Source organism: Fictibacillus fluitans (genome assembly GCF_030418125.1).
GTDB classification, from domain to species: domain Bacteria; phylum Bacillota; class Bacilli; order Bacillales; family Fictibacillaceae; genus Fictibacillus_C; species Fictibacillus_C fluitans.
Window position 1 is genome coordinate 216,322 of the sequence record NZ_JAUHTR010000008.1, and the last position, 23,307, is coordinate 239,628.

At 46.2% G+C, this 23,307-nt stretch carries 21 protein-coding genes and 2 pseudogenes; 5 read left to right on the forward strand and 18 right to left on the reverse strand.

The window, feature by feature from the left end:
• Window positions 1-21 precede the first annotated feature (21 nt).
• The 9 genes and pseudogenes from QYB97_RS16125 to QYB97_RS16165 all read right to left on the reverse strand — a co-directional run bounded on the left by QYB97_RS16125 (window position 22) and on the right by QYB97_RS16165 (window position 13,040).
• On the reverse strand, window positions 22-1,269 hold the full coding sequence (locus QYB97_RS16125) for an MDR family MFS transporter (RefSeq protein ID WP_301167028.1): 1,248 nt from the start codon (window positions 1,267-1,269) through the stop codon (window positions 22-24).
• A 271-nt stretch (window positions 1,270-1,540) separates the two neighbouring features.
• Entirely contained in the window at window positions 1,541-4,708 is a 3,168-nt protein-coding gene (locus QYB97_RS16130; protein WP_301167029.1) for a DEAD/DEAH box helicase, read from the reverse strand.
• A gap of 85 nt (window positions 4,709-4,793) precedes the next feature.
• Window positions 4,794-6,020, reverse strand: coding sequence for an MFS transporter (locus QYB97_RS16135; RefSeq protein WP_301167030.1), 1,227 nt, complete (start codon window positions 6,018-6,020; stop codon window positions 4,794-4,796).
• Window positions 6,021-6,033: 13 nt separating this feature from the next.
• Entirely contained in the window at window positions 6,034-7,053 is a 1,020-nt protein-coding gene (locus QYB97_RS16140) for an ROK family transcriptional regulator (RefSeq protein WP_301167031.1), read from the reverse strand.
• Between the two features lie 132 nt (window positions 7,054-7,185).
• Window positions 7,186-8,601, reverse strand: a complete 1,416-nt coding sequence (gene gndA, locus QYB97_RS16145; RefSeq protein WP_301167032.1) for an NADP-dependent phosphogluconate dehydrogenase — start codon at window positions 8,599-8,601, stop codon at window positions 7,186-7,188.
• A 113-nt stretch (window positions 8,602-8,714) separates the two neighbouring features.
• A pseudogene (locus QYB97_RS16150) lies at window positions 8,715-9,758 on the reverse strand (alkene reductase); the annotation flags it as partial.
• 82 nt (window positions 9,759-9,840) lie between these two features.
• Window positions 9,841-10,215, reverse strand: coding sequence for a PaaI family thioesterase (locus QYB97_RS16155; protein WP_301167033.1), 375 nt, complete (start codon window positions 10,213-10,215; stop codon window positions 9,841-9,843).
• 122 nt (window positions 10,216-10,337) lie between these two features.
• Window positions 10,338-12,221, reverse strand: a complete 1,884-nt coding sequence (locus QYB97_RS16160; protein WP_301167034.1) for a glycoside hydrolase family 3 protein — start codon at window positions 12,219-12,221, stop codon at window positions 10,338-10,340.
• Window positions 12,222-12,419: 198 nt separating this feature from the next.
• Window positions 12,420-13,040: a TetR/AcrR family transcriptional regulator gene (locus QYB97_RS16165; RefSeq protein WP_301167035.1), complete on the reverse strand. Its 621-nt coding sequence runs from the start codon at window positions 13,038-13,040 to the stop codon at window positions 12,420-12,422.
• Window positions 13,041-13,253: 213 nt separating this feature from the next.
• Here QYB97_RS16165 and QYB97_RS16170 point away from each other — a divergent pair, with 213 nt between their 5' ends.
• Entirely contained in the window at window positions 13,254-14,774 is a 1,521-nt protein-coding gene (locus QYB97_RS16170) for an FAD-dependent monooxygenase (RefSeq protein WP_301167036.1), read from the forward strand.
• A 50-nt stretch (window positions 14,775-14,824) separates the two neighbouring features.
• Here the strand turns inward: QYB97_RS16170 and QYB97_RS16175 are convergent, their stop codons facing one another.
• Window positions 14,825-15,553: an SGNH/GDSL hydrolase family protein gene (locus QYB97_RS16175; RefSeq protein WP_301167037.1), complete on the reverse strand. Its 729-nt coding sequence runs from the start codon at window positions 15,551-15,553 to the stop codon at window positions 14,825-14,827.
• A gap of 217 nt (window positions 15,554-15,770) precedes the next feature.
• On the opposite strand from QYB97_RS16175, the gene QYB97_RS16180 reads away from it, so the two are divergent.
• Both QYB97_RS16180 and QYB97_RS16185 read left to right on the forward strand, forming a co-directional pair.
• Window positions 15,771-16,718: a nucleoside hydrolase gene (locus QYB97_RS16180; protein WP_301167038.1), complete on the forward strand. Its 948-nt coding sequence runs from the start codon at window positions 15,771-15,773 to the stop codon at window positions 16,716-16,718.
• 112 nt (window positions 16,719-16,830) lie between these two features.
• Window positions 16,831-17,589, forward strand: coding sequence for a MerR family transcriptional regulator (locus tag QYB97_RS16185; protein WP_301167039.1), 759 nt, complete (start codon window positions 16,831-16,833; stop codon window positions 17,587-17,589).
• Between the two features lie 40 nt (window positions 17,590-17,629).
• Here the strand turns inward: QYB97_RS16185 and QYB97_RS16190 are convergent, their stop codons facing one another.
• Window positions 17,630-17,959, reverse strand: a complete 330-nt coding sequence (locus tag QYB97_RS16190) for a WGxxGxxG family protein (RefSeq protein WP_301167040.1) — start codon at window positions 17,957-17,959, stop codon at window positions 17,630-17,632.
• A gap of 120 nt (window positions 17,960-18,079) precedes the next feature.
• Here QYB97_RS16190 and QYB97_RS25290 point away from each other — a divergent pair.
• Window positions 18,080-18,202 (forward strand): annotated as a pseudogene (locus QYB97_RS25290) (DUF3231 family protein); the annotation flags it as partial.
• A gap of 38 nt (window positions 18,203-18,240) precedes the next feature.
• On the opposite strand, the gene QYB97_RS16200 reads toward QYB97_RS25290, so the two are convergent.
• From QYB97_RS16200 to QYB97_RS16230, 7 genes are all read right to left on the reverse strand, one after another.
• Window positions 18,241-18,717: a VOC family protein gene (locus QYB97_RS16200; protein WP_301167041.1), complete on the reverse strand. Its 477-nt coding sequence runs from the start codon at window positions 18,715-18,717 to the stop codon at window positions 18,241-18,243.
• Complete coding sequence (locus QYB97_RS16205; protein ID WP_301167042.1) at window positions 18,714-19,511, reverse strand: cytochrome c oxidase assembly protein; 798 nt, start codon at window positions 19,509-19,511, stop codon at window positions 18,714-18,716. Before QYB97_RS16205 ends, QYB97_RS16200 begins: the two co-directional genes overlap by 4 nt.
• A gap of 4 nt (window positions 19,512-19,515) precedes the next feature.
• Entirely contained in the window at window positions 19,516-20,007 is a 492-nt protein-coding gene (locus QYB97_RS16210) for a DUF2243 domain-containing protein (RefSeq protein WP_301167043.1), read from the reverse strand.
• A gap of 27 nt (window positions 20,008-20,034) precedes the next feature.
• Window positions 20,035-20,160, reverse strand: a complete 126-nt coding sequence (locus QYB97_RS16215) for a hypothetical protein (protein ID WP_301167044.1) — start codon at window positions 20,158-20,160, stop codon at window positions 20,035-20,037.
• 124 nt (window positions 20,161-20,284) lie between these two features.
• On the reverse strand, window positions 20,285-21,511 hold the full coding sequence (locus QYB97_RS16220; protein ID WP_301167045.1) for a cation:proton antiporter: 1,227 nt from the start codon (window positions 21,509-21,511) through the stop codon (window positions 20,285-20,287).
• Between the two features lie 13 nt (window positions 21,512-21,524).
• Window positions 21,525-22,010, reverse strand: coding sequence for a cation:proton antiporter regulatory subunit (locus tag QYB97_RS16225; protein ID WP_301167046.1), 486 nt, complete (start codon window positions 22,008-22,010; stop codon window positions 21,525-21,527).
• A 49-nt stretch (window positions 22,011-22,059) separates the two neighbouring features.
• A complete protein-coding gene (locus QYB97_RS16230) occupies window positions 22,060-22,611 on the reverse strand; it encodes a tyrosine-type recombinase/integrase (protein WP_301167047.1) in 552 nt (183 codons plus the stop codon).
• Between the two features lie 190 nt (window positions 22,612-22,801).
• Between QYB97_RS16230 and QYB97_RS16235 the strand changes: the two genes are divergently transcribed.
• Window positions 22,802-23,299 (forward strand): hypothetical protein, encoded by a 498-nt coding sequence (locus tag QYB97_RS16235; protein ID WP_301167048.1) that lies wholly within the window; start codon window positions 22,802-22,804, stop codon window positions 23,297-23,299.
• The last annotated feature ends 8 nt before the right edge of the window (window positions 23,300-23,307 follow it).

Below are 23,307 nucleotides of genomic sequence, written 5' to 3' on the forward strand. Positions count from 1 at the left end.
TATCCTTTCATATGTTAACTGTTATAGCGTCACTTGCTGCTCCACATCCATTCGAAACAGCTGAATATATAACATGATACTGATGATCGAAAAACCAAGGATCAGGCTGAATATCCCTATCGACGGAAGCCAGGTGGAAAGAAAAACGGTAATGGGTGCAAGAAATTTGCCGATGGTGTTCTGCAGGCTGTCAGCTGCCATGTATTGCCCCCTTGCATGTCCCGGGGCATAGCGGCTGATAAAGCTTTGCGTTACGGGTGAGCGGACCATTTCCCCAAAGGTAAAAATGATGGTGATCAAAAATAAATACCAGATGTTGCTGTTTACCCCGACGAAGAACGTTCCTGCACCTGCCAGCAGAGAGGAAAGAATAAACACATTTCGCTCCTTCCAATGCTGGAACCATTTCGTCACAGGCAGGATGAATAGTACAAACAGCAGCCCATTAAATCCAACCAGCCAGCCGAAGATTTCCTTGCTGCTCAGCGTAACGGAGTTTGCTTTCCAGTTGAATAAGGTCTGTGCGGGAACATGGTTCATAACATACACTGGCAGGTACAAATCAAGCTGCATGATCGGGATGAGGGCAAAAATGCCGGCGACGATATAAACCATAAATACTTTATCCCGAAAAATGATGCCATACCCCTGCCATTGTTCCTTAAAAACGTTCAGGACAGACTTAGCTTCACGTTCTCCGTTTAAAGAGGCAGGAAGTGTTTCATGAATCAAACGGTAAATGGCGATAAAATACAAAAGCAAAATGGCGGTGCATGCCCACAACAGTTCCTGCCGGTAATGAAAGAAGAAAATGGCTCCAAGCGCCGGTCCCAGGACTGCTCCCACATTGTTTGAAGTAGAAAAAGTGGCAAACACCTGCCGGAGGTGCTTTTCCGGTACAAGATCAGCAACCATGGCAGAACTGGCAGGACGGTAGATTGCCCCTCCAATTCCGATGCCGATAAACGATACATAATCGATCCAATAAGATGGTGACAGCGCAAAACAGGCGAACAATACCATTTGAAGCAAGGTCCCGAGCAGCATGACCGGCCGCCGTCCAAGACGGTCAGCCAATGCTCCGCCGAGCAGGCTTCCCAGCATACTGAAGACAGGCGGAACGGCCATTAACAGACCTGCCATGTGGTACCCCAAAGCTTCCCCAAAGTACACAGTGATGAACGGAAAATACATCCAAAACAGCAGATTGAACAGCCCTTCACCGATTAACCTTACTTTCAGGTTCATATCCCAACTAAACTTTCCCATAGCTACCCCTCTTTTTCTATACAGTTGTCATGCATGCGTTTCCCGGCCGGGTATAGTTACTATAGAGCAATTTTTCAAAAAGAAATAGACTTATAATTTCAAATGATTTATACTATTAATATGAAAGCCAAGGGTATGACCCTGCAGTTTAAATGTTACATAAAACGAACATGTGTTCTTTCGGCATAAAACCACGCTCATTGGAGGGTGCTTTTTTTATGCCTGAAAAAGCCCGAAAAAGTGGTTGTACTTCCACCTTTCGGGCTTTTTGTCAGATCATCAATAGGTCCCTTATATCTTCTTCAGTCAGTGAAGATGATGGTTTCTCACCAATCAGCTCCTCGATCAGGTTTTTCTTTTTATCCTGCAATTCATTCATTTTTTCTTCGATTGTTCCTCTGGCAACAAGCTTTATCACCTGCACAGCTTGAGTCTGCCCCATCCGGTGGGCACGATCGGCCGCTTGTTCTTCCACCGCCGGATTCCACCAGAGATCATAAAGGATGACCGTATCTGCACCTGTCAGGTTAAGGCCGGTCCCTCCCGCTTTTAGGGAAACAAGAAACATGTCCCGCTCTCCTGCATTGAACCGGTTGCACAGTTCCACCCGTGTCATGGACGGGACCTGCCCGTCCAGATAGAAAAAGGAGAGGCCCCGGGTATCCAGCTCCCTGCCGATCAAATCAAGCATTTTAGTAAATTGGGAGAAGATCAGCACCCGTCTCCCAGACGCTCTCGCTTCCTCTACGATCTGCAGCAGCTGATTGAATTTTGCGGATGACTCTTTGTATCCATCCACAAACAATGCCGGATGGCAGCATATTTGGCGCAGCCGGGTAAGGCCGGCTAGGATCTTGATTTTATTCTTTCGGAAGGTATCCTTATCCAGATGCCTCAGTGTTTCATGGCGTAGCTTGGCCAGGTATGCGGCATACAGCCTTTTTTGCTCGGGAAGCAATTCGGAAGCCGCGCTCGATTCCACTTTTTCAGGCAGCTCGGCAAGAACATCCTCTTTGACCCTTCTCAGCAGAAACGGTGAAATCCGGCGGGCCATCTTCTTTCTCGTGAGGTGGCTGAAATCCTTTAGTCCGCCGAGAAGCTCTGGAAAAATCACATGAAAGATCGACCATACGTCCTCAATGGAATTTTCAATTGGCGTACCTGTCAGGGCAAACCGGAAGTCCGCATTAATTTTCTTAACAGCCCGTGCCGTCTGGGTAACCGGATTCTTAAAGTACTGCGCTTCATCAAAAAACACGGCATGAAAGTCTTGCTTTTCATACCATCCGATATCCTTTCGCAGCAGCGGATACGAAGTAATGATGACATCCTTCCCATCCGCACTTTTTTGGATCCGGCTTCGCTCCTGCTGACTGCCGTCCACAACTGCCACCTGAAGCTCTGGGGCAAACGTCCGGCATTCGCTGAGCCAGTTGTAGGTTAAAGAAGACGGACAGACGATGAGTGACGGCTTCTTCGTTTTCCGGATCTTTGGCAATTCTGAAACGATGAACGCCAAACTTTGGATCGTCTTTCCCAGCCCCATATCATCAGCAAGGATACCGCCGAACCCAAAGCCGGCCAGTGTTTTCATCCATTGGTAGCCCTGTTTTTGATAATCCCTCAGAACGCTTTCCCAGCCTTCCGGCAAATCGAATGGCTCCCGTTCCGGATTCTTCAGATGATGGAGATAATCACTGAACGACTTTTCCATGGCAAAAGCCGAGTCGTCTGCGGCATCCAGCAGCTGCAGCCCTTTTATCACCGGCACTTCAAACCCTTTTTCAAAATCCTTCTTCTGTTCGGGAACAGCATGTAAAAACCGCTGGATCTCTTCATATTCTCTTGTCTCCAGAGAAAGAAGGGCTCCGTTTTTGAGCCGGTAATATTTTCGCTTTTCTTCAAGTGCCCAAAGAATCTCGCTGATTTCTTTTTGCGGAATACCGTCAATATCAAACTTGAATTCCAGCCAGTTCGTCCGCTCCTTTTTATGCTTCACCCTTATCTGTGGAGGCGGATTTTTACGGATGATGCGGTTTCGTACAGACGTCGTCGCATAGATCTGGACAAACGTTTGCAGGCGCGGCATCTCATGATATAGAAATTCATACTCCAGTTCTTCGTTATGCAAGAAATAGCCGCCGTCGGTTTTGGCAAACTGACTTTCTTCCATTATCCCAAGGATACGGTTTTCCTTCTCAATATCACGGATAATGGTTGAATGCTCCCTTTGATGCTGTTCTTCCAGCGGATTGATGATGACATGGTCATAATGAAACTCCACTCCCGCCAGAAGACGGTTTTTGACACGGTCCAAATAAAGCTTTGCCGTCAACGGGGTTTTGGCGAACTGTTTGGCCAGAGCATCCGACATCTTCACTTCCCCCAGCCTCTTCAAGCCGGGCACCACTTTTTCCAAGAACATGGCCATCTGCTGTTTGGGAATAGGAATGATTTCTGTGGCAGATGCCTCCATCATACGCTTGAGTTCTGACAGGCGCAGGCCATCCTCTTCGCTTAATGAGAACAGCTTTCCATGCGACAAAACGAGTCCGTAGGCACCCAGCACAACCATCTGTTTTAATCCCTGAATCTTCAGCTGATACCTGTTGCCTCCTGCCTCCGAGAAAACAAACGATAACGATAACGGTTCGTTCACCGTCTTAATTCCTTCAAACGTGGTATACCCGTGCTGCAGCTGAACAGATGGCGCTTTTGTTAGCAGCTCCTGAAGCTTCTCCCAGGAAGACGGAGGGATTACAAGCGAATCCGGGTAAAGTTCCTTTCTGGATGACCCCATGCTTTCCATGTATACCTGTTCATCCTGCATGACATGGATCAGCTGCTCAATGACGTCATTTGTTTCTTTTACAAAACAGTGGAGATGGGGATCGAAGGTAAAGGAAAGTGAAAGGGGGCTTGGAACACCCTTCTCCCATTCCTTCAGGACCTCACGAATGTTTTTTACCGGGTAAGACCCAACCTTGATCTCCACTTCCATCAAATACTGGTCATGAGCTATCCTAACCGGCCTGCAGGTAAAGGATGCCTCCTGAACTTCTCTTTTTTCAAAATATAGCTGGTGGCCGCTTGAGACCTTTCTCTGATTCTGAAACAACTTCAAAAAGTCATCCGTCAGCCTCTCGTTGTCTCCACGCTTTTGGCGATCAGCAACGGTCAGCAGAACGGCTGCAACATGCTGGCATTCTTTTTGAAAGGAAGCAAGCTTCGGGCAGGAACAGGTGGTGCGAAAGTTATCTTCGCCTTCCTTTTCGATCTTCACATGAAAATCTTCCGTACCGATTACTGTGGCTTCGCAAACATCCGGTTCAAAACGGATAATATCTACTTTCCGATTACGATAAAAAGAGTCTCCCTTTCTAAAGGAGACCGCCCCGCACCGCTCTTTGATAATGAATGAGTTCACTTTGATATTCACTTGGCATTGGCTCCTTTCCTCAGGGAGAATCTTCTGTTCTTCTTTTATCATAGTAAAAATTTCGTCCATATGCGAGCAGCAGGTGTTAGATCGCTGTCGTGTTTCTCTTGGTTCCTTTAAAAAGTATCCCTTTTTTCATTAGAATATTCAATCTCTCTGAGCAAACAAACAGAGCAACAATCAGTATGGCGATGAAATAAGGAAAGATTCCTATGGTGCTGCGGGCCGCCAGCAAGCCGAGCAAAGGAGGAATGAATGTGCTTCCCGTATAAGCCAGTGCCATCTGATAGCCGATGATCGCCTGGGAATGTTCCTTGCCGAACCGGACGGGTGTTTCATGAATCATGCATGGAAAAATCGGCGCAAACCCCATGCCAATGAGAATAAAGCCGGTTAACAGAAATAAGGATGGAAGCGGCAGAAAGACCAGCACGGCTCCGAACAGGGAGATCACCAGACCTGAACGGATCAGCGCCATATTGCTTAACTTAAATGTGACAAAACCGGTAATCAGCCGTCCCGCTGTAATTCCCCCATAATAAAGAGAAACCCACTGCGCGGCCACTCCTGCCGGCAGGTCCTTCACTGCCACGAGAAAGCTACTTCCCCACAGGCCCGCAGCCGCTTCCGCGCCGCAATACAGCAAAAAGGAGAGCATCGCCAGCTTTACCCCTTTGATGCGCAAGGGATTTTCCTTTTTCAGCGGTTCATCCGATTCCCTCGTGGAAGCTGGTACTTCCTTTGTTTCGTCAGTTCCTGTCCCGCCGGCCTTTTTCCATAAAGGAAGGGTTAAAAAAAGAACAACGACAAGCGCAAACTGGATGATAGCGATCGTCAGATAACCGTTTCTCCATGATTGCTGGTTAGAGATAAACTGCGACATAATGATTGGACCGAGCGTCGCCCCCACACCCCAAAAACAATGGAGCCAGCTCATATGATGTGCTTTATAGTGCGTAGCAACGTAATTGTTGAGTCCGGCATCCACCGCTCCCGCCCCAAGACCGAGCGGAATAGCAAAGATGAATAACCAAACAAGCGACGGGGCGAAATAAAAACCGAGCAGTGCCACAGCCGTCATCAACACACTGACAAAGGTAACCTTGCCTGTTCCGAAACGGCCAATGACTTTTCCGCTCGCCAGGCTTGAAATTATGGTACCGCCCGCCATTGACATGGACAGCAAACCAGCCGTGTCCAGGGAAACGCCGTAATCCTTTTGCATGACAGGCCAGGCCGCACCCAGCAGTGAATCGGGAAGACCTAAACTGATAAACGCGAGATAAATAATAACCAGGAAAAATGTTGCCATGTGGTGCCTCCTTTTATGTATGGGTGTTACCCGCAGATGCTGCAGAAATCATGAGTTTCAGCCCCAGGTTTTTCAGTCCATTCAGATAATCCTGCTTCCAATCACATAGGGCCAGCTCTGGCAGGTGCTCCCCCGGGATATAACGGGAGCTTCTTTTTTGAATATCACGAACCTCGGATGATGTCATTTCCTCCTGACTGAACAAAATCCTTTGTGGATTAAGAATAGCCGTAAATGAGGCAATCAGCCGGCTGATAGCGTCAATTCGCTGTTCCTCGTTCTGGAGAGCCTGAAGAAAGTTCTGATGTTCGTATTGCGGAACAAACGATACCTCCCCTGTGAAAAACGTACTGCCTCTGACCACATCACCGTTGATCAGGATCCCTGAACCGGGTCCATTTTGGCCGAAGCATACATACACAAGTGATGGATTATCTATCATCTTTTTTGTGGTGGAGTATCCAAGCACAGCTGCGTTCATGTCATTCTCCACCACAACCGGTATGGAAAAGCGCTCTTCATAGTACCCTTGGACATCCCTATTTTGAAACTGTGGATATTCCGGAATATAAATGATATGCCCCTGGTTGACAGCCCCGGGAACACCGATGGACAACGCACTTATTTTAGGGTGCTTTTGAATGAGTCCATCAAGCAAACGAGTAAATGCCTCCATTGATGTTTCGGAAAGTACACTGGACACCGCCCCCTGCTCCTTCACTTCACCAAGACAATTAAAAATGGTATAAACTGTTTCGGTTTTCTCCAAAAAAACGGCCAGCCCAAGCATGTGCTCGGGATTATACCGGTAACGATGGGCTCTTCTTCCGCCGCTGGAAAGGTCCAGACCCATGGTTATGACTTCGCCGTCTTTTTCCATTTGTGAAAGAAATTTGCTTGCAGTCGGAAAGCTGATGCCCAGCTTCTCGCTGAGTTCCGCTTTGGTTGCAGTTCCCATGTCGAGGAGTGCCTTGCGGATTCCGAGCAGGATGGCTTTTTTCTTTGATTCTGGAGTGGTAATTAGGGGTTCCATCGCTTCTCCTTCTTTTTCGGCTACTTTTTAAACGTCTTTAATAAGTTCAGTCTACCATAGCATATTCCATTTTTATCTACAATAAGAAATAAAAAAAGGACTGGCGAAAACCCAGTCCTTTCATTCTGTTTATTACTTTTGCAGCCATTCGGTATGGAAGATTCCTTCCTTGTCCAAACGCTGATACGTATGAGCACCAAAGTAATCGCGCTGCGCCTGCAAGAGATTGGCTGGCAGCGTTTCTGTGCGGTAGCTGTCATAATACGCCAATGCACTTGAGAAGGCCGGTACCGGAATTCCGGACTGAATGGCCAGACTGAGTACTTCGCGCAATGCGCCCTGGTAATTTCCCACGATATCTTTAAAGTAGGAATCGAGCAGCAAATTGGTAAGACCCGCATCCCGGTCATACGCTTCTTTAATCTTTTGCAGGAACTGGGCACGGATGATGCAACCTCCACGGAAAATCATCGCGATATTGCCATATTGCAGGTTCCAGTCGAACTCATCTGACGCAGCTCGCATTTGGGCAAACCCTTGTGCATACGAACAAATCTTGCTCATATATAGTGCTTTGCGGACAGCTTCAACGAGCTCCTCACGGTTTCCTTCAAACGCCTGGCGCTCCGGCCCGGAAAGTACCTTGCTTGCCTTCACGCGCTCTTCCTTCATGGCAGAGATGAACCGGGAAAATACCGACTCGGTAATAATCGGAAGCGGCACTCCGAGATCCAGGGCACTTTGGCTTGTCCATTTCCCTGTTCCCTTCTGGCCGGCTGTATCAAGAATCACATCCACAAGCGGTTTGCCTGTTTCCTCATCCTTCTTCGTGAAGATGTCTGCTGTAATCTCAATAAGGTAGCTGTCGAGTTCTCCTTTATTCCACTCTGCGAACACTTCATGAAGCTCTTCTGCGCTTAAGCCCAAAACATTTTTCAGAATAAAATAAGCTTCTGAGATTAATTGCATATCCCCATACTCAATGCCATTGTGCACCATTTTTACATAATGTCCCGCGCCGTTTGGTCCAATATATGTACAACAAGGATCGTCATTTACTTTGGCAGATATGGCTTTTAATATCGGCTCCACCAATTCGTAAGCCTCTTTTTGTCCGCCGGGCATAATGGAAGGTCCCTTCAGTGCGCCTTCCTCTCCTCCGGAAACGCCAGTTCCGATAAAGTGAATGCCTGAATCCTCGAGTTCATGATTACGGCGGATCGTATCCTTGAAGAAGGTGTTTCCTCCGTCTATTAAAATATCATTCTTGTCGAGGTAAGGCTTTAACGAATCAATGGTTGCATCCGTTGCCGCACCAGCCTTGACCATGAGCAAAATTTTACGCGGTTTTTCCAGTGCATTAACGAATTCCTCGATGGAAGTCGCACCGAAAAAGTTTTTGCCTTCTGCCTCATTTTTTAAGAATTCTTCCGTTTTTTCATAGGAACGGTTGAATACCGCAACCGAATAACCCCGGCTTTCAATATTGAGGGCGAGGTTCTTTCCCATGACTGCTAATCCGATTACTCCGATTTGTTGTTTGGCCATGATCACTTATCCTTTCATTGTTGGTTAAGCATGCTTTAGCTTTTGTTTGACTATACCACAATTGCCTTTGAGTTCAAGGTGATTTTTTCTGAAAACACTGAAAAAACTGTGATTTAAACAAGGTGAACCAAATGTTTCTTAGCTTCATAGCCTGCAAGCTTTTGATTTTGCTTTAACCGTGTTAAGTAATCCGGGTTGGCAATGAGCGGGCGGCCGATCGCTGCCACATCAATTGTCCCTTTTTCCAGGGCCTCTTCAGATGTCTGTGCATCCAGATTTCCAACACCTACGATCACGCCGTCCCAATAGTGGCGCACCAATTCATGCAGTGTAAGCCCCCGTGCGACCGGTTTTGTAAATTCCATGGTCGACGGGTGTATCATGCGGACACCGGTTTCTTTAAAGGCTTCGATAAACGTCTGGATTGCCGCCTCAGGGTCTTCCCACATATAGGAGGGATCATCGATTTTAAAAGCGGAAAAACGGATCAGGGTGCGGTCCACACCCACGGCTTCAATCACCGCGCCCAGGACTTCCTTCATGAAGGTCAGGCGCTGTTTCAAATCACCGCCATAGCGGTCTGTCCGCTGATTCGAGATGTCGGAATTGAACTGGTCGATCAGATACCCATGGGCTCCGTGAATTTCCACCCCATCAAAGCCGGCCTTAATCGCATTTTTTGCTCCCTGGGCGTATTGGCCCACCACTTCCTTAATGTCTTGCTCTGTCATTTCCTCAGGAGTATCAAACGGTTTTCCAAAACGTGATACTTTTCCTTCTGCTGCAATAGCGGAAGGTGCCTGTGGCGGGAGTCCTCCGGCAATTTCATGATGACTCGCCCGGCCAACATGCCAAATCTGCGCAATAATAGTTCCGCCCTCTGCATGCACCGCTTCGGTCACTTTTTTCCAGCTGTCGATCTGCTCTTGTGTATAGATCCCTGGCACTCCGGGGTTTCCTTTTGCCCTTGGCGAAATGACCACACCTTCTGTAATGATCAGCCCGATTCCGTCTTGTGCCCGTTTCCGGTAATACTCCACAATCTGGTCATTGACGGCACCTGTCGTGTCATCGGCAAATGATCGTGTCATCGGCGCCATCGCTGTTCGCGTTTTCAGGTCCCATGCGCCTATGGTTACGGGTTCAAATAGCTTGGAATAGTGGGTCATATATTAGCCTCCTGTAATCTCGTATTAGTTGAAGCTTAGCTGAGAAGAGGCTGCGTTTCAAAAGAAAAGCTCACACCTTTCGGAAAAGAATAGCCCTGGACTTTGCAACAAGCTCTTCTCTATCATTGAAAATCTCGCATTCTGTATGGATGAGCGTCCGGCCCTGCTTTTCTATTTTCGCATGGGCAAGCAAGTATTCCCCAGTAGCCGCTTTTAAGAAAGAGACATTTAAATCAACAGTTAACGCCTGCTGAATCCCATTCTCCGTGGCCGGTATCAGGTTGGACATGGCAACATCGGCCAATGAGGATATCACACCCCCATGAATCACTCCTGCAGAGTTCACAAACAAATCCTGTACAGGAAGCCGCAGCTGTACATTCATATCATTCAATCTTGTATACTCGAAACCTAAAAATTCGTCAAATTCCTGCTTAATGAACATGGATGCACTCCTCTGATTTACATTTTCCTGATGGAGAGTTCGACTCTTTTACCGAATTTCCTTCAAATAAAAACAGGGATTTCCGCAATGAAAACCCCTGTTTAAAACATTCCCGTATCCTTTTATTTGCCCTTGGTTGTTAATCCATACCCGATCGGATAAAGCGGATTGCTCTTATCATGTGTATTGATTTGTGTCATATTGCGCGGCCAGGTATAGGAAAGCTTGCCTGTGAACTGGTATTTGCCGAAGAGGACATCTGCCACTCCATCACCTTCTGTTCCAGGCAGCCAGGAAGCGACAAATGCATCCCAATCCTTCACCTGATCGGTAACAATCATCGGACGGCCGGATTGAAGAAGAACAACCATTGGCACACCTGACGCTTTTACCTTGTTCAATAGATCGATGTCTTCCTGGAGAAGGCCAAGGTCAGTGCGGTCTCCAAACATTTCTGCATATGGCGGTTCACCGATCACCACAACGGCGACATCATGGCCCGCTGCTCCGGATCCATCTGCACTGTAATCCACTTTTGTGTTCTTGCCGGCTGCATTTTTGATTCCATCATAAATGGTTGTACCCTTTGTAAGATCAGCTTCCGGCGCTCCGCCCCAGTTCGGCGATCCACCCTGCCAGCTGATGGTCCATCCTCCGGTTTGATAACCCATGTTGTCCGCTTTCTTTCCGGCAACAAAAATGCGCTGTCCATTCTTTTTCAGAGGAAGGACCTTATTTTTATTCTTGAGCAATACTTGTGATTTTCGTACGGCTTCACGCGCGATTTCGCGATGCTCCTGTGTTCCGACACCTTTAGCTACAAGCTCACGGTCTGCATACGGCTCTTCGAACAGTCCGTTTTCAAATTTAACACGCAAGATTCGGTATACGGCATCATCGATGCGGTCCATGGATACTTCTTTCTTCTGGACCAAATCCTTTGTCACAGTCAGGAATTGCTTCCAGTCATTCGGAATCATGAACATATCGATCCCTGCATTGATGCTTTGTTTCATGGAAGCTCTGAAATCTCCGGGAACGATCTGCTGAGGACCATTGTAGTCAGAGATGACAAATCCAGTGAATCCAAGATCTCTTTTCAAGACATCCGTGATCATATGGCGGTCACCATGGGTTTTAAGACCATTGATGCTGCTGTATGTCACCATAACCGTACGTGCCCCGGCCTTGATGGCCTTCTGGTAAGGCTTGATGAACTTTTGAATTTCCTTATCGGAGTACTCCGTTACATTCCCTTGATCCTGACCATTTTTAGTCAGGCCGTCACCGACAAAGTGTTTAATGGAGGTAACCACCTTATCGCCTTTCAGGAATCCTTTGCTGTTTTTATTTCCCTGCAGTCCTTTTACAACGGCAGTTCCCAGTTTTCCAACAAGCTTAGGATCTTCACTGTACCCTTCATATGTTCTTCCCCAGCGGATATTCTGCGGAGCACAGAGACATGGAGCAAATGTGTAGCTGATACCGGTTGCGCGCACTTCTTCTGCAGTTGCGCTTCCAATTTTCTTCATCAATGCAGGATCGTTAGCTGCTCCAAGACCGATATTGTGCGGAAGGATCACGGCATCTTTTACATTGTTATGGCCGTGGACCGCATCCACTCCGTAAATGATTGGAATACCGAGACGGGAAGTCATCGCCCCTTTTTGAAAGTTATCGACCATATCTGCCCAGCCTTGAGGAGTATTTTGCTGAGGAACGGAGCCGCCACCGCTCAATACGGAGCCAATTCCATAGTTACGGATGTCATCCTGTGTAACTGAAGTCCGCTCCGGCTGAACCATCTGCCCGATTTTTTCATCGAGCGTCATTTGGTGCATTAAATCAATGACCCTGAGACCGACGGGTAAATCGGGATTTTTGTAAATAGGCGTTCTTACCTTCGCCTCAGCGCTATTCTTGCTTCCGGCAAGGTTCACACTGAATGCCAGCGCAAAAATCATGAGACACGTCAGAACTTTGTACATCGTCGAATGTCTTTTCATTCTTTGTCCTCCAATAAGATGTATTTGTATACGCTTACAAGAAGAATAGCACTTAAAAAATGAAAAGAATCCACTCATTACCTGTACTTTTTTGCAAAATTCTGGATTATTTTGTTGTGTGAATTTCTGGTTCATAAAAATTTAAAAACCCGACTTAAGAACTGACTGATGGCTAACAGTGCTATATTGCCTATGCTTTCAATTTTTATCTGATACCAAGCCCGCTGCCCGTCTTGGTCCGAGAAAGGTCAGCTTAAATGCCGTCATGGCAATTTCCTTTGGTGACTCCTTCATGCCGCTGAACAACCATTCCTGAATGACTCCAAGGTGGGCCGAAATGACATAGGCTTTAAAATACTCAAAGGGAACTTCCATCTCCGTTCTTGCCTTCTTCACCATATGCTTCAGCAGGTGTTCGGCCAGTATATCTTTCATTTTCACCTGGAACAAGGGATCTCCATTCGGCCCCAGAATCACCCTCATAAATGCTCCATTCTCTTTTAAATACTCAAATAATTTCACTATAAAAGGCAAGGGCTCACCTCTGTGGAAATGCTCGTAGAAATTCGCCAGCTGGAGTTCCTTTACGTGTCCCTGAACCTGGGCCAGCTCCTCCAGTACTTCCCCTTCACATTGCTCGAGCAAAGCAAATTTATCCTTATAGTGCAGATAAAAGGTTCCGCGGTTAATATCCGCTTTATCCGTTAAATCCCTCACGGTTATGGCATCGAATCCTTTATCCTCCATCAGTTCAGTTAACGCATCCCTGATCATTCGTTTTGTCCGCCTGATCCGCCGGTCAGTATTGTTCAAAGACATCCTTCCAACTCCTTTTTCAAAAATAATCAACACATCATTTGTATCTGTTCAATATGGAACAGCTTGAGAAAGATTGATGATTGTATCCTGCTTTCAAACCATTATAATGAACTTAAAGTCAGATAATCAACACAGTGTTCACAAATTCTCAGACTTCATAAAACAGCAGCTAACCGCAAAAAGTAATGAAAAATTAACAAGGAGGGCGATACCATGAATTCAAAAGTACTAATTGTCGGAGCAGGTCCGACCGGACTTGTCCTTGCCCTGCAGCTCGCCCGTTTTAACATACCGTTTCGCATTATTGAAAAACATTCAGGGCCGGGAGAAGCTTCCCGGGCCCTGGTTGTTCATTCCCGAATTCTTGAGTTCTACCGGCAGCTCGGCATTTCAGATGAAGTGGTAAACCTCGGTATTCCGCTGGATTCTGTGCAGCTTCACGAAGGATTAAAGGAAAAAGCTCAGCTGAAGTTCAGCGATCTGAAAAAAGACATTGGTCCTTACCCGTTCGCGCTTTGTCTGGCTCAGGACGTTCATGAAAAATACCTTGTGAAGAAACTTCAGGAAATGGGAATCACGATTGAATGGAACACCAGTCTGCATTCGTTTTCGGATGAAGGAGAAAGCGTAAAGGCTGTTTTAACCAGGGACGGAGTGAAGGAAGAGGCAGAGTTTGCTTATCTCTGTGGATGTGACGGAGCGCACAGCACCGTCCGAAAAGGGCTTGGACTCGGCTTCTCGGGTGGAACCTATGAAGAGCTTTTTTACGTGGCCGATGTGGAATCCTCTGATGTGAAAGCACAAGAACAAGTGTTAAAAGTTCATTTAAGCAATAATGGCCTGTGTATCTGCATGCCGGTAAGGACAACGGGGATGGTGCGGCTGATTGGCATCGTACCACCAGAATTACGGGAAAAGGAATCCCTTAACTTTCAGGATGTCCAGCCAGCCGCCGAGGAGCAAATCGGCATCCGGGTGACTGGTGTCAACTGGTTTTCTACGTACCACGTCCATCATCGGGTCAGCGACCATTTCAGAAAAGGACGATGCTTTATTGCAGGCGACGCCGGACACATTCACAGTCCAGCCGGGGGCCAGGGCATGAATACCGGAATTTCTGATGCCGTTAATTTGGCCTGGAAACTGGCTGCCGTTCTTGAAAAGAAAGCTGACCCTGCCATTCTTGATACGTACGAGACAGAACGAATTGCGTTTGCACGCACACTGATTTCCACTACAGACCGAGCGTTTCAGGTCATGGTGGGCAAGAACTTTACCAACAGAATGGCCCGTACTGTCCTGATTCCGTACGCCGCTCCCCTTCTGTTTGGCTTCAGTATAACGCGAAGAATCTTTTTTAGTATGGTTTCCCAGCTTGGAATCGAATACCGGCACAGCGCACTGAGCAAAGGCACAGCCGGAAAGATACATGGCGGAGACCGTCTGCCGTGGTGCCAAACCGTACAAGGAAACAATTTTGACGCACTGCGGTCGCTTGATTGGCAAGTTCATATATACGGAGAAGCCAAGCCGAATTATGTAAGGTTCTGCGAAAACACTGGTCTCCCTCTACACGTCTTTCCTTGGGAAGCTTCGATGGATGTGTCAGACTTGAAACGAAATGCGGCTTATCTCATCCGGCCTGACGGCTATGTGGCCATTGCTGATGATGAACAAGATCCGAAGGCGCTGAAAAAACACCTCGAAGAATTCAGCATTTCACCTCTTTTTTAGAGAAACAGTAAGGCACAGGCGGACTTCGCCTGTGCTTTTTCAATGACGGATTACTTTCGGTCCTCTTTTATGGCTTTCCAGAACGCTTTCGCGATCACTTTATATCCCTTGACGTTTAAATGATTGTCTTCCGGATTTGGCATATATTTTTCAAAATGCGGATCGATTGCTGGTCCCGTTGGAACATAGGTATCGCCGTTTTCCCTGGCTGCGGTCTCAATCACGGTATTCAAGGCATCATTCAGCGGAACCAAAAAGGCTTGGGCTTCTTCACTGTAGTAGGAAAATGGATTGTAATAACCCATCACGTAAACATGTGCACCAGGGTTCAGCCTGTCAATTTGCTGGAGGCTGGCCTGCAGGTTGTCCCTTGCCTCGGCAATTCCTTCCGAAGCGCGGGAAGGATCACTGAGCAGCTTCCGGAAAAGATCATTCGCACCAATGTTGATGGTAATATGGGTGGCTTCCTTTACTTCTTTAATCGTGCGGACATTCATTTGAAGAGCCGTTTTCAGCTGCAGGGAAGTATAGCCGGGAACACCGAAATTGTCATAGTCGAGAAGAGTGTAATTTCCCTTTTCAAAATAGTTCTTAATGAAATCCGGGTAGCTTTTTCCGATCTCGCCATAGGGTGTCATTCCGGCAGCGATGGAATCACCGAGCGCCACATATTCCACCACTTTTTCAGGGTGTTTCTCTCCGCCGCTTGCACTCGCTGTAAAAGGAACCGAAACGAACAGCATCCCCGCTGCCATAAGGCCCGCGAAAGATTTTTTCATTACATCCTCTCCCTCAACTCAAATTTTTACCCATTCACCCATGAAGTAAAAATTAATCCGCAGCCAGCCCTTCCCTTTTGAACAGGCAACCTGAACATCTTCTTCACAAAACTCAGAAGTCCTCTTTACACGGTTCAAAAGACACACTTTCTCAATTCCCATTCTTTTACATCCGCGTTTAACATATGCTGTATAAATTCTTTAAACAGGTGATAATATGGCCAAGAAGGTACTGCTTTTCGCGGATGTGGGAATCGATGATACGATCGCTTTAATCTATGGTTATTTGAGCAGGAAGGTCGACCTGGTCGGAGTAGTAGCAGATTACGGCAATGTTCCCCGACAAATGGGCTTGCGCAACATTACATACTTAATTAATCTGTTCAATATTTCCAATCAGACAAAAGTGATTCTTGGAGCCGAGAAGCCGATGACGGGTGAAGATCCCATATTCTATCCCGAAATTCACGGAAAGTATGGACTTGGATACATTAAGCCCCCAGATTTGCCAGAGGGCGGATTTACCGAAAACTTCTATGAAGTCGTGAATCTGATCAACCAGTATGCCGGGGAAATTATTATTGTGAACACCGGCAGGCTTACCTCACTTGCAAACATGTATATCCTGTTCAATGATCTCATGAAAAAAGTAAAAGAAGTGTATGTGATGGGAGGTGCTTTTTGGGTTCCTGGCAACGTAACCCCTGTCTCTGAAGCCAATATCCATGGTGATCCAATCGCGGCCAACATTGTCTTCCGCTATGCCAGAAACCTGACGATTATTCCGTTGAACGTTACGGAACGCGCGATTGTAACACCCCAAATGGTGGATTACATTCAATCCAAGGGCAGAGCAAAGATCATCAAGCCGCTTCTTGACTTTTATTACGAATTTTATAAAAAACGAAATCCCTCGATAAAGGGAAGTCCAGTACATGATGCTCTAACCTTGATGGCAACTATAAATCCTTCAATATTTTCCTATCAGTCGCTTCCAGTTCACGTAAGCACGAACGGTACGGTTACCAAGGGGCAGACCATTGCAGATATCCGCCCGTATGCCACATTCAATCATGAAGAAAGTAAGCATAGAATCGCGTTTGATTTTGATTATCAAGCCTTTTATCATGATTTTATGTCGGTTATGACCGGTGAACTTATTTAGGATCTTTTCCCCGCTCCTGAAAAGGCGCGGGTTTTTAAATTTTTTTTTGAAAAATGGGTTTGACCTTCACGCAGCGTCAAGGTGTAAGGTTAAACTGTCAGGAGGTGATGACATGGAATACACTGTACAAAAACTGGGACTGCTCGCCGGTGTCAGTACACGAACCCTCAGGTACTATGATGAAATCGGGCTCCTTACGCCGGCAAGGATCAATTCATCGGGATACCGTATTTACGGGGAACAGGAAGTGAATCGGCTGCAGCAAATCTTATTTTACAGGGAACTTGGACTGAGCCTGGAAAGAATTCGTGATATTATCAATGACCCCGGCTTTGACAGTACGAGTGCATTAAAAGAACATCGTGAGAGCCTCCTGAACAAAAGGCAGCAGCTGGATCTCCTCATCGAGACGGTGGAGAAATCCATTGCTGCGCACGAAAGGAGAATAACGATGACCGACCAGGAGAAATTTGAAGGCTTCAAAGAGAAACTGATCGAGGATAATGAGAAATCGTACGGAAAAGAAATCCGGGAGAAATATGGAGACGATGCAGTTAACCGCTCAAACGATAAACTGAAGAAGATGACAGCGCAGGAACATGAAGAGCTTACTCATGTGACCGGCCGCTTGTATGAAACATTGGGGGAAGCTTATAAAACAGGAGATCCGGCAGGAGAACTTGCCCAAAAGGCCGCCGACCTCCACAAGCAATGGCTGTGCTTTTATTGGGACAGCTACAGCAAAGAAGCTCATGGAAATCTGGCGCAAATGTATGTAGACGATGAACGGTTCAGAAAGCATTATGACAAGGACCAGCCAGGAACTGCGGAATTTTTAAGAGATGCCATCCGCATCTATATCAGCAAATAAAAAAATCCCCTGCAGATTTAACAGCTGCGGGGGATTTTAGTTAGCGTACTTCTTCCCTGTCCCGGCGCTTAAGACCAAAAAGTCCTACCAGTCCTAAAAGTCCAAGCCATTGCCAGTTAGTGTCTCTGTCGTTGTCATTTGCGGTGGACACATTGCGTGTCGCAGGCCCGCGGTCATTATAATTTGTATCATTATAGTTGAGGTTGCCATTATCGTTATTGTTCATATCATTGTTCAGATCTGCTCCACGGTCGGTAGTAACCCGGTCTCCGCGGTTCACCATATCATTTGCACGATCGGCAAATGCAGGCATGCTGAACATGAATAGAGATACCACAAGCATACACACCACTGCTGTTATTTTTGACATGTGATTTTCCCTCCTTCCATACGCTTTAATTTCTCCTGAAACAGGTCACTTATGCGGCAGCAAGCCACATAAATATTACCTTTTAAATAAAAGAAATCCCGCGGATAGACTCCACTCAATTTTGGCCAGTTCCATATGGCAAAAGCCCTGTATGGTGTCCGCCTTCTTCGTATCATGAAAGAAAAAGGATGGTTGATCCCGCCGCCGCTTCATATGGAGATGCCTGAAGCAATTCACGCATAACAAAACACAGCCCGCTGCAAAATTGCAGCGGGCTGTGTTTATTTATCTTTATTCGCATACATCATTTCCGTGCTGTGGCTGTATAGTTCGATGATATTCCCATAGGGGTCTTCACAATAGATCAAGTGGTATGGCTTCTCTTTCCATGTATTCCATATGCCGCTGCGCCGTTTTCCGCCGGCAGCAGCAATCTCTTCCGCCTTTTTTTCAAGATCTTCAGCAATGAGACATAGATGAAAAAAGCTGCTGTACACCTCTTTATTATTTTCAGGCATTTTCGGTTCCACAAATTCAAACAGTTCAATGCCTACCTGGTTCTCAGACATCAAATGGGCATTTTTCATCTTTTTGATATGAGCACCTAATAAATCATTCGTCATGTTTGGCTGACCGGCGGTATTGGCGTCAAATGTGTATGGCCCTGCGAGCAGCGTAAACCCCAATATGTCTTCATACCATTTTACGGCGCTTTCCAAATCCTGAACGGCCAACCCGATATGGGTGATGGAAGTCATGTGGTTTCCACCTCCTTTTGCAGCAATGGCGAATTTTCGCCTGCGCGTGGACGTGCTGCCTTATACCACTGGTAACAAAATACGGTGATCAGCAGTGCATCAATCACATCCCCGCCATAGTACATCAGCATGCTGCCAGTCTCTGCCTCCGCTTTTCCAACTCCATTGGGAGGATGGGCATACAAGTATTTGGACAATATCCCGTGCCCCGCAAGCGCTGTGACAAGCACAATGGCACGGTATAAATAACTAAAGCGGTGGGAAATGGGTTCAAAATAGATAACCGACATCGTAAAAACGAAACCGGCCAAAAATACATGGAAATGAATCAGAAGGTTGATCCAAACATTTTCATGCATCAGCATAAATAAATCTGTTGTATATAAAAGCCAGAGGCCGCCGATGTTCAGTAGTGCGGCAATAACAGGATGCACAACCCAGCGAAATGGAGCAAGCTGCATAACACGAGTAAACCGCCGGCCCAAAGAAACCGGAAGTGAGCGCAGCATCAAGGTAACAGGCGCTGAGAGTACAATTAACAAAGGGGCGAGCATACCCCAAAGCAGGTGCCCCGCCATATGTAAAGTGAAGTCATGATGAGCAAGCTTCGGAAGCGGGCCGATTACCGCAGCTCCTGCACAAAGAACGCCGGCGGTCCATAATACATACCGGAATCGGGGCCACTTTTTAAGGCCGCGCCCTCTGCCCGATACATTACCTGCCGCCATATAGGACATCCAGATCAGCACAGCCCCCAGCAAGCCGAGGGTATCTCCAGAGTTCCAGAGAGACATATGCTCATGCTCCATGTATTTTGCTTTCCCTTATCCTTTGAGACTTTTTCCCTGTCGCCTTCAGGAGCACCCCGCCGGCTATAATCATGATCAGGGCTGTCACATTCCACACCCAGTCATAATAGATGACGTTATCGACATAACGAATCTGGTGCAGACCAAAGATTTTATGCTGAATCAGACCATCATAAAGCTGAAAAATCCCGGCCCCCAGCAGAACGCCTCCCCACCAGCGTTTGACCATCCACGCCTCGCGCCGCCTGAGGTCCGCAACCATAAACAGCCCAGCAATTGTTGCGAACCAGCTGAAAGCGTGAAAGAAACCATCCGATACAAGGCCGATTTCGCGGGTGGACTTATCATAAAAATGATGCCAGTGCAGCAGCTGATGAAAGACCGCTTCATCAAAAAACGCAATCAGGCCAAAACCAAAAAACAGGCCTGACCAAACATTCCTCGTTAAATAATTATTATGTACAAACTTCTCACCTTCCATGGTACCCTCTCCCTGCTGTAGAGATTGTTATCTGAATTTGCTTTTCACCATTTCGAATAAACCAAATAAAAACGATGCCCCTGCCAGAAAAAGCTCTTCATAAAGCGCAAAAAAGCCTGCTAACACCAGGAGCAAAATACCCAATAACCACATGATGCAGAATCCTTTCGTCATGTTGTTACGGTATTTATACCCTTGTATGATTTTATGAAAACGAAAAAGAAACAGGTAAACCCGGAGGCTTTCCTGTTTCTTTTCTTTAGCATACTCTCTTTCCTTATGAAGAGGTTGGTTCAGCTTTCTTTTTCTCTTGTTTGTTACTCCATTTAAAGATTTTATCGCAGAAGAAGTAGATTTTTTTCGATTCTTTTGTCATAAGCGGACCAAGAATGGCAAGAATCAGGACATACAGCGCGGAGAATGGTTTCAACGTTGGCATAAGGCCTCCCGCTATTCCCAGATTCGCCATGATGATGGAGAATTCTCCCCGGGAAACGATGGTCAGTCCTATATTTGCTGATGCTTTGTGTGAAAGACCGGCTCTTCTTCCGGCAATCATTCCGGCGATAAAGTTTCCAAGGATTGTGATCAGCACTGCACCAAGCGCAAGCCAAACCGCTCCTCCAAGGGAGAACGGATCAATGCTCAGTCCAAAGCTGAAGAAAAAGATGGCTCCAAAGAAATCCCTAAATGGAACAACAAGATGCTCGATGCGGTCGCTATGCTCGGTCTCTGAAAAGACAAGCCCCAGGAGCAATGCACCAATCGCTTCTGCAACGTGAATGGTTTCTGAAAAACCAGAAACAAAGAACAATACCGCAAAAACAACAATGATAAAAATTTCATCAGAGGAAATGTTTAATAGTTTATTGAGCAGAGGTGTCGCTTTTCTGGCGACAATGAAAAACAAGAGCATGTAACCAAGCGCGGTTAAAATAGAGATGATAGAGCCTCCGAGGGACGTTGAATCTCCCAATACGAGCCCAGAAACAACAGACAGATAAACGGCGAGGAAAATATCTTCAAACATAATGATACCCAAAATCAGTTCGGTTTCTTTGTTACCCGTCCGGCGCAGATCAACCAGTACCTTGGCAACAATCGCACTTGAAGAAATCGTGATAATTCCGGCGATAATCAAAACTTCCAGTATCGGAAAACCTATCACGATTCCGTACAACACACCGAGTGTGAAGTTAATGGCAATATAGATGGTCCCTCCAACCACAATGGATTTTCCGGACTTCACCAGCTTTTTCACGGAAAATTCAAGCCCCAGGTAGAACAGAAGGAACAAGACTCCGATCCGGCCAAGAAATGCAATGATCTCTTCGCTTTCGATAAACTTCAGGCTGATCACACCAATGTGCGGCGCATGCGGCCCGACAAGCATCCCTATGATAATCAGGAACGGGATGATGGAAAACTTGAGTTTGCCTGCAATGATGGCCGCAAAGGCAACCAATAACAGAGCGGTTCCGACCTCAAATACTAAATGATCCAATAGTTATCCCCCCTTAAGTAGATAATCGATCACTAATGAGCTTTTTCAAATCATGCCTTTCTCCGGAAAGAACCAGCATGTCTCCTGCCTCAATAATCGTTTCCGGACCAGGATTGAACAGCTTTTTCATATTCTTTTTTAACATCGCAATGACGGTAACATTATACTTATTGCGAATATCAATGCCGCCGATCGTTTCACCGATAGCTGAGGCTTGAGCTTCAACTCTATACCACTCAATGACCAGGCCTTCGAGCGCCATTTCCATATTTTCGACCGCCTGCGGCTTGTAAACCATGCCTCCAATGATAGAAGCAATCTGGCGTGCCTCGGAATCATTAAATATCACGCTTGAAATACTTTCTTCTTGATCGGTGTCAAAATGGTAAATCTCACGCCGCCCGTCATCATGAATAACAACTACAATTTTCTCTCCGGCTTTTGTAATAATTTCGAATTTCCGGCCGATACCCGGTAATTCACCCTCTCGAATATCCAACTTCATTCCTCCTTTATAATGGTGTAACACTCACTTCTAAGGCGATGCACTACAGATTAACATCAATCGTGGTACGGATGTTTTCATCTTTTTGGATGCCAAGATATTTACGCGTTTCCGATGGGGTTGAATGGTGAAAATGCTTTTGCAGCAAGGATATGGCCACTCCCCTTCGGTACGCGTGGTATCCGAAGGTCTTTCTCATGGAGTTGGTTCCAATCTTCCCCTTGATTCCCACAGCTTCCGCAGCCTGATGGATGATCCGGTATGCTTGCTGGCGGGTAATCGGAAGCTTGGTTTTTCTCGATGAAAACAGATAGCTGTCCTCCGTCAGGTCACTGGCTTCAATATAATGCACCAGGGCGTTCTTCACTTTTTGGTTGAGGTAAATTTCTGTTTCACCGTCTGGAAGCCTGAAAAAGTCGAGCATCTTTCCTTCCACCATTACTTCGTTGACCCTGATCTCCAGCATCTCTGTAATCTTAAGGCCCGTATTGATGCCAAAAACAAACAAAATATAATCCCGCTCCGAATGCTTCTTCAAATACCTTTTCATCATATTGATCTGTTTAACATCCCGTAATGCTTCTACATATTCCATTTTTCATCACCTTAGCTTATGTTACTTAATACCATTTTAACACACGATTATGTAACATTAAATAATTTCCGTTATCTGTCACATTTTCATAACATTATCTTTTTTACATTGATATTCTCTGTAATAAGCACGATTTTAGACAATAGAATGGGTGGAAGTACATATTTTACTCAGGAAAGCGGGTGTTTGTATGAAGCGATGGCTGAAAATAACCCTCCTGCTCACTCTGTTTTGTTTGCTCCTGACTTCATGTGAGGGACCTAAGCTTAAACTGTTTAAGCCCTTTTCGATGCCAACGTTTGAGGTTCGCCCTTTATCAGAAAAGGAAGTTTATGAAGAAGGACTTAAGTACAAGGCTAAAGATTACAGAAGGCTCATCCTGAAAATCAAAATTATTAACCGCGATTTAATTAAAAACCTCAACATATCTCCTTTTATCATCCGGAGGAGCATTCCGCGAAAAAACTATGTGACCGGCTCTTATTGGAAAAACGTAAACGATTCAGATATCTACGAGGCTAATGTCCTTCTTTATACAAAAGGCCAGTCCAACAAGGAGATTAAACACTGGTTCCACAACACTGAGTTTTACATCTCGTGGCAAACAAAGGATTCGGTAACTTACAGTGAAGTGATTACTGTATCGGATCACTTAACCTTTTTAAAGAAGCCGTTGGATTCGGAATAAAAAAAGCC

Bases quoted from the DNA above. Each gene is read 5' to 3' on its own strand.
- QYB97_RS16135 (WP_301167030.1), bottom strand. From the start codon at position 6,020: ATGGCAACATTTTTCCTGGTTATTATTTATCTCGCGTTTATCAGTTTA.
- QYB97_RS16200 (WP_301167041.1), bottom strand. From the start codon at position 18,717: ATGACTTCCATCACCCATATCGGGTTGGCCGTTCAGGATTTGGAAAGC.
- QYB97_RS16160 (WP_301167034.1), bottom strand. From the start codon at position 12,221: ATGAAAAGACATTCGACGATGTACAAAGTTCTGACGTGTCTCATGATT.
- QYB97_RS16170 (WP_301167036.1), top strand. From the start codon at position 13,254: ATGAATTCAAAAGTACTAATTGTCGGAGCAGGTCCGACCGGACTTGTC.
- QYB97_RS16205 (WP_301167042.1), bottom strand. From the start codon at position 19,511: ATGTCTCTCTGGAACTCTGGAGATACCCTCGGCTTGCTGGGGGCTGTG.
- QYB97_RS16180 (WP_301167038.1), top strand. From the start codon at position 15,771: ATGGCCAAGAAGGTACTGCTTTTCGCGGATGTGGGAATCGATGATACG.
- QYB97_RS16125 (WP_301167028.1), bottom strand. From the start codon at position 1,269: ATGGGAAAGTTTAGTTGGGATATGAACCTGAAAGTAAGGTTAATCGGT.
- gndA (WP_301167032.1), bottom strand. From the start codon at position 8,601: ATGGCCAAACAACAAATCGGAGTAATCGGATTAGCAGTCATGGGAAAG.
- QYB97_RS16155 (WP_301167033.1), bottom strand. From the start codon at position 10,215: ATGTTCATTAAGCAGGAATTTGACGAATTTTTAGGTTTCGAGTATACA.
- QYB97_RS16190 (WP_301167040.1), bottom strand. From the start codon at position 17,959: ATGTCAAAAATAACAGCAGTGGTGTGTATGCTTGTGGTATCTCTATTC.
- QYB97_RS16140 (WP_301167031.1), bottom strand. From the start codon at position 7,053: ATGGAACCCCTAATTACCACTCCAGAATCAAAGAAAAAAGCCATCCTG.
- QYB97_RS16185 (WP_301167039.1), top strand. From the start codon at position 16,831: ATGGAATACACTGTACAAAAACTGGGACTGCTCGCCGGTGTCAGTACA.
- QYB97_RS16210 (WP_301167043.1), bottom strand. From the start codon at position 20,007: ATGGAAGGTGAGAAGTTTGTACATAATAATTATTTAACGAGGAATGTT.
- QYB97_RS16235 (WP_301167048.1), top strand. From the start codon at position 22,802: ATGAAGCGATGGCTGAAAATAACCCTCCTGCTCACTCTGTTTTGTTTG.
- QYB97_RS16165 (WP_301167035.1), bottom strand. From the start codon at position 13,040: ATGTCTTTGAACAATACTGACCGGCGGATCAGGCGGACAAAACGAATG.
- QYB97_RS16175 (WP_301167037.1), bottom strand. From the start codon at position 15,553: ATGAAAAAATCTTTCGCGGGCCTTATGGCAGCGGGGATGCTGTTCGTT.
- QYB97_RS16215 (WP_301167044.1), bottom strand. From the start codon at position 20,160: ATGTGGTTATTGGGTATTTTGCTCCTGGTGTTAGCAGGCTTTTTTGCG.
- QYB97_RS16230 (WP_301167047.1), bottom strand. From the start codon at position 22,611: ATGGAATATGTAGAAGCATTACGGGATGTTAAACAGATCAATATGATG.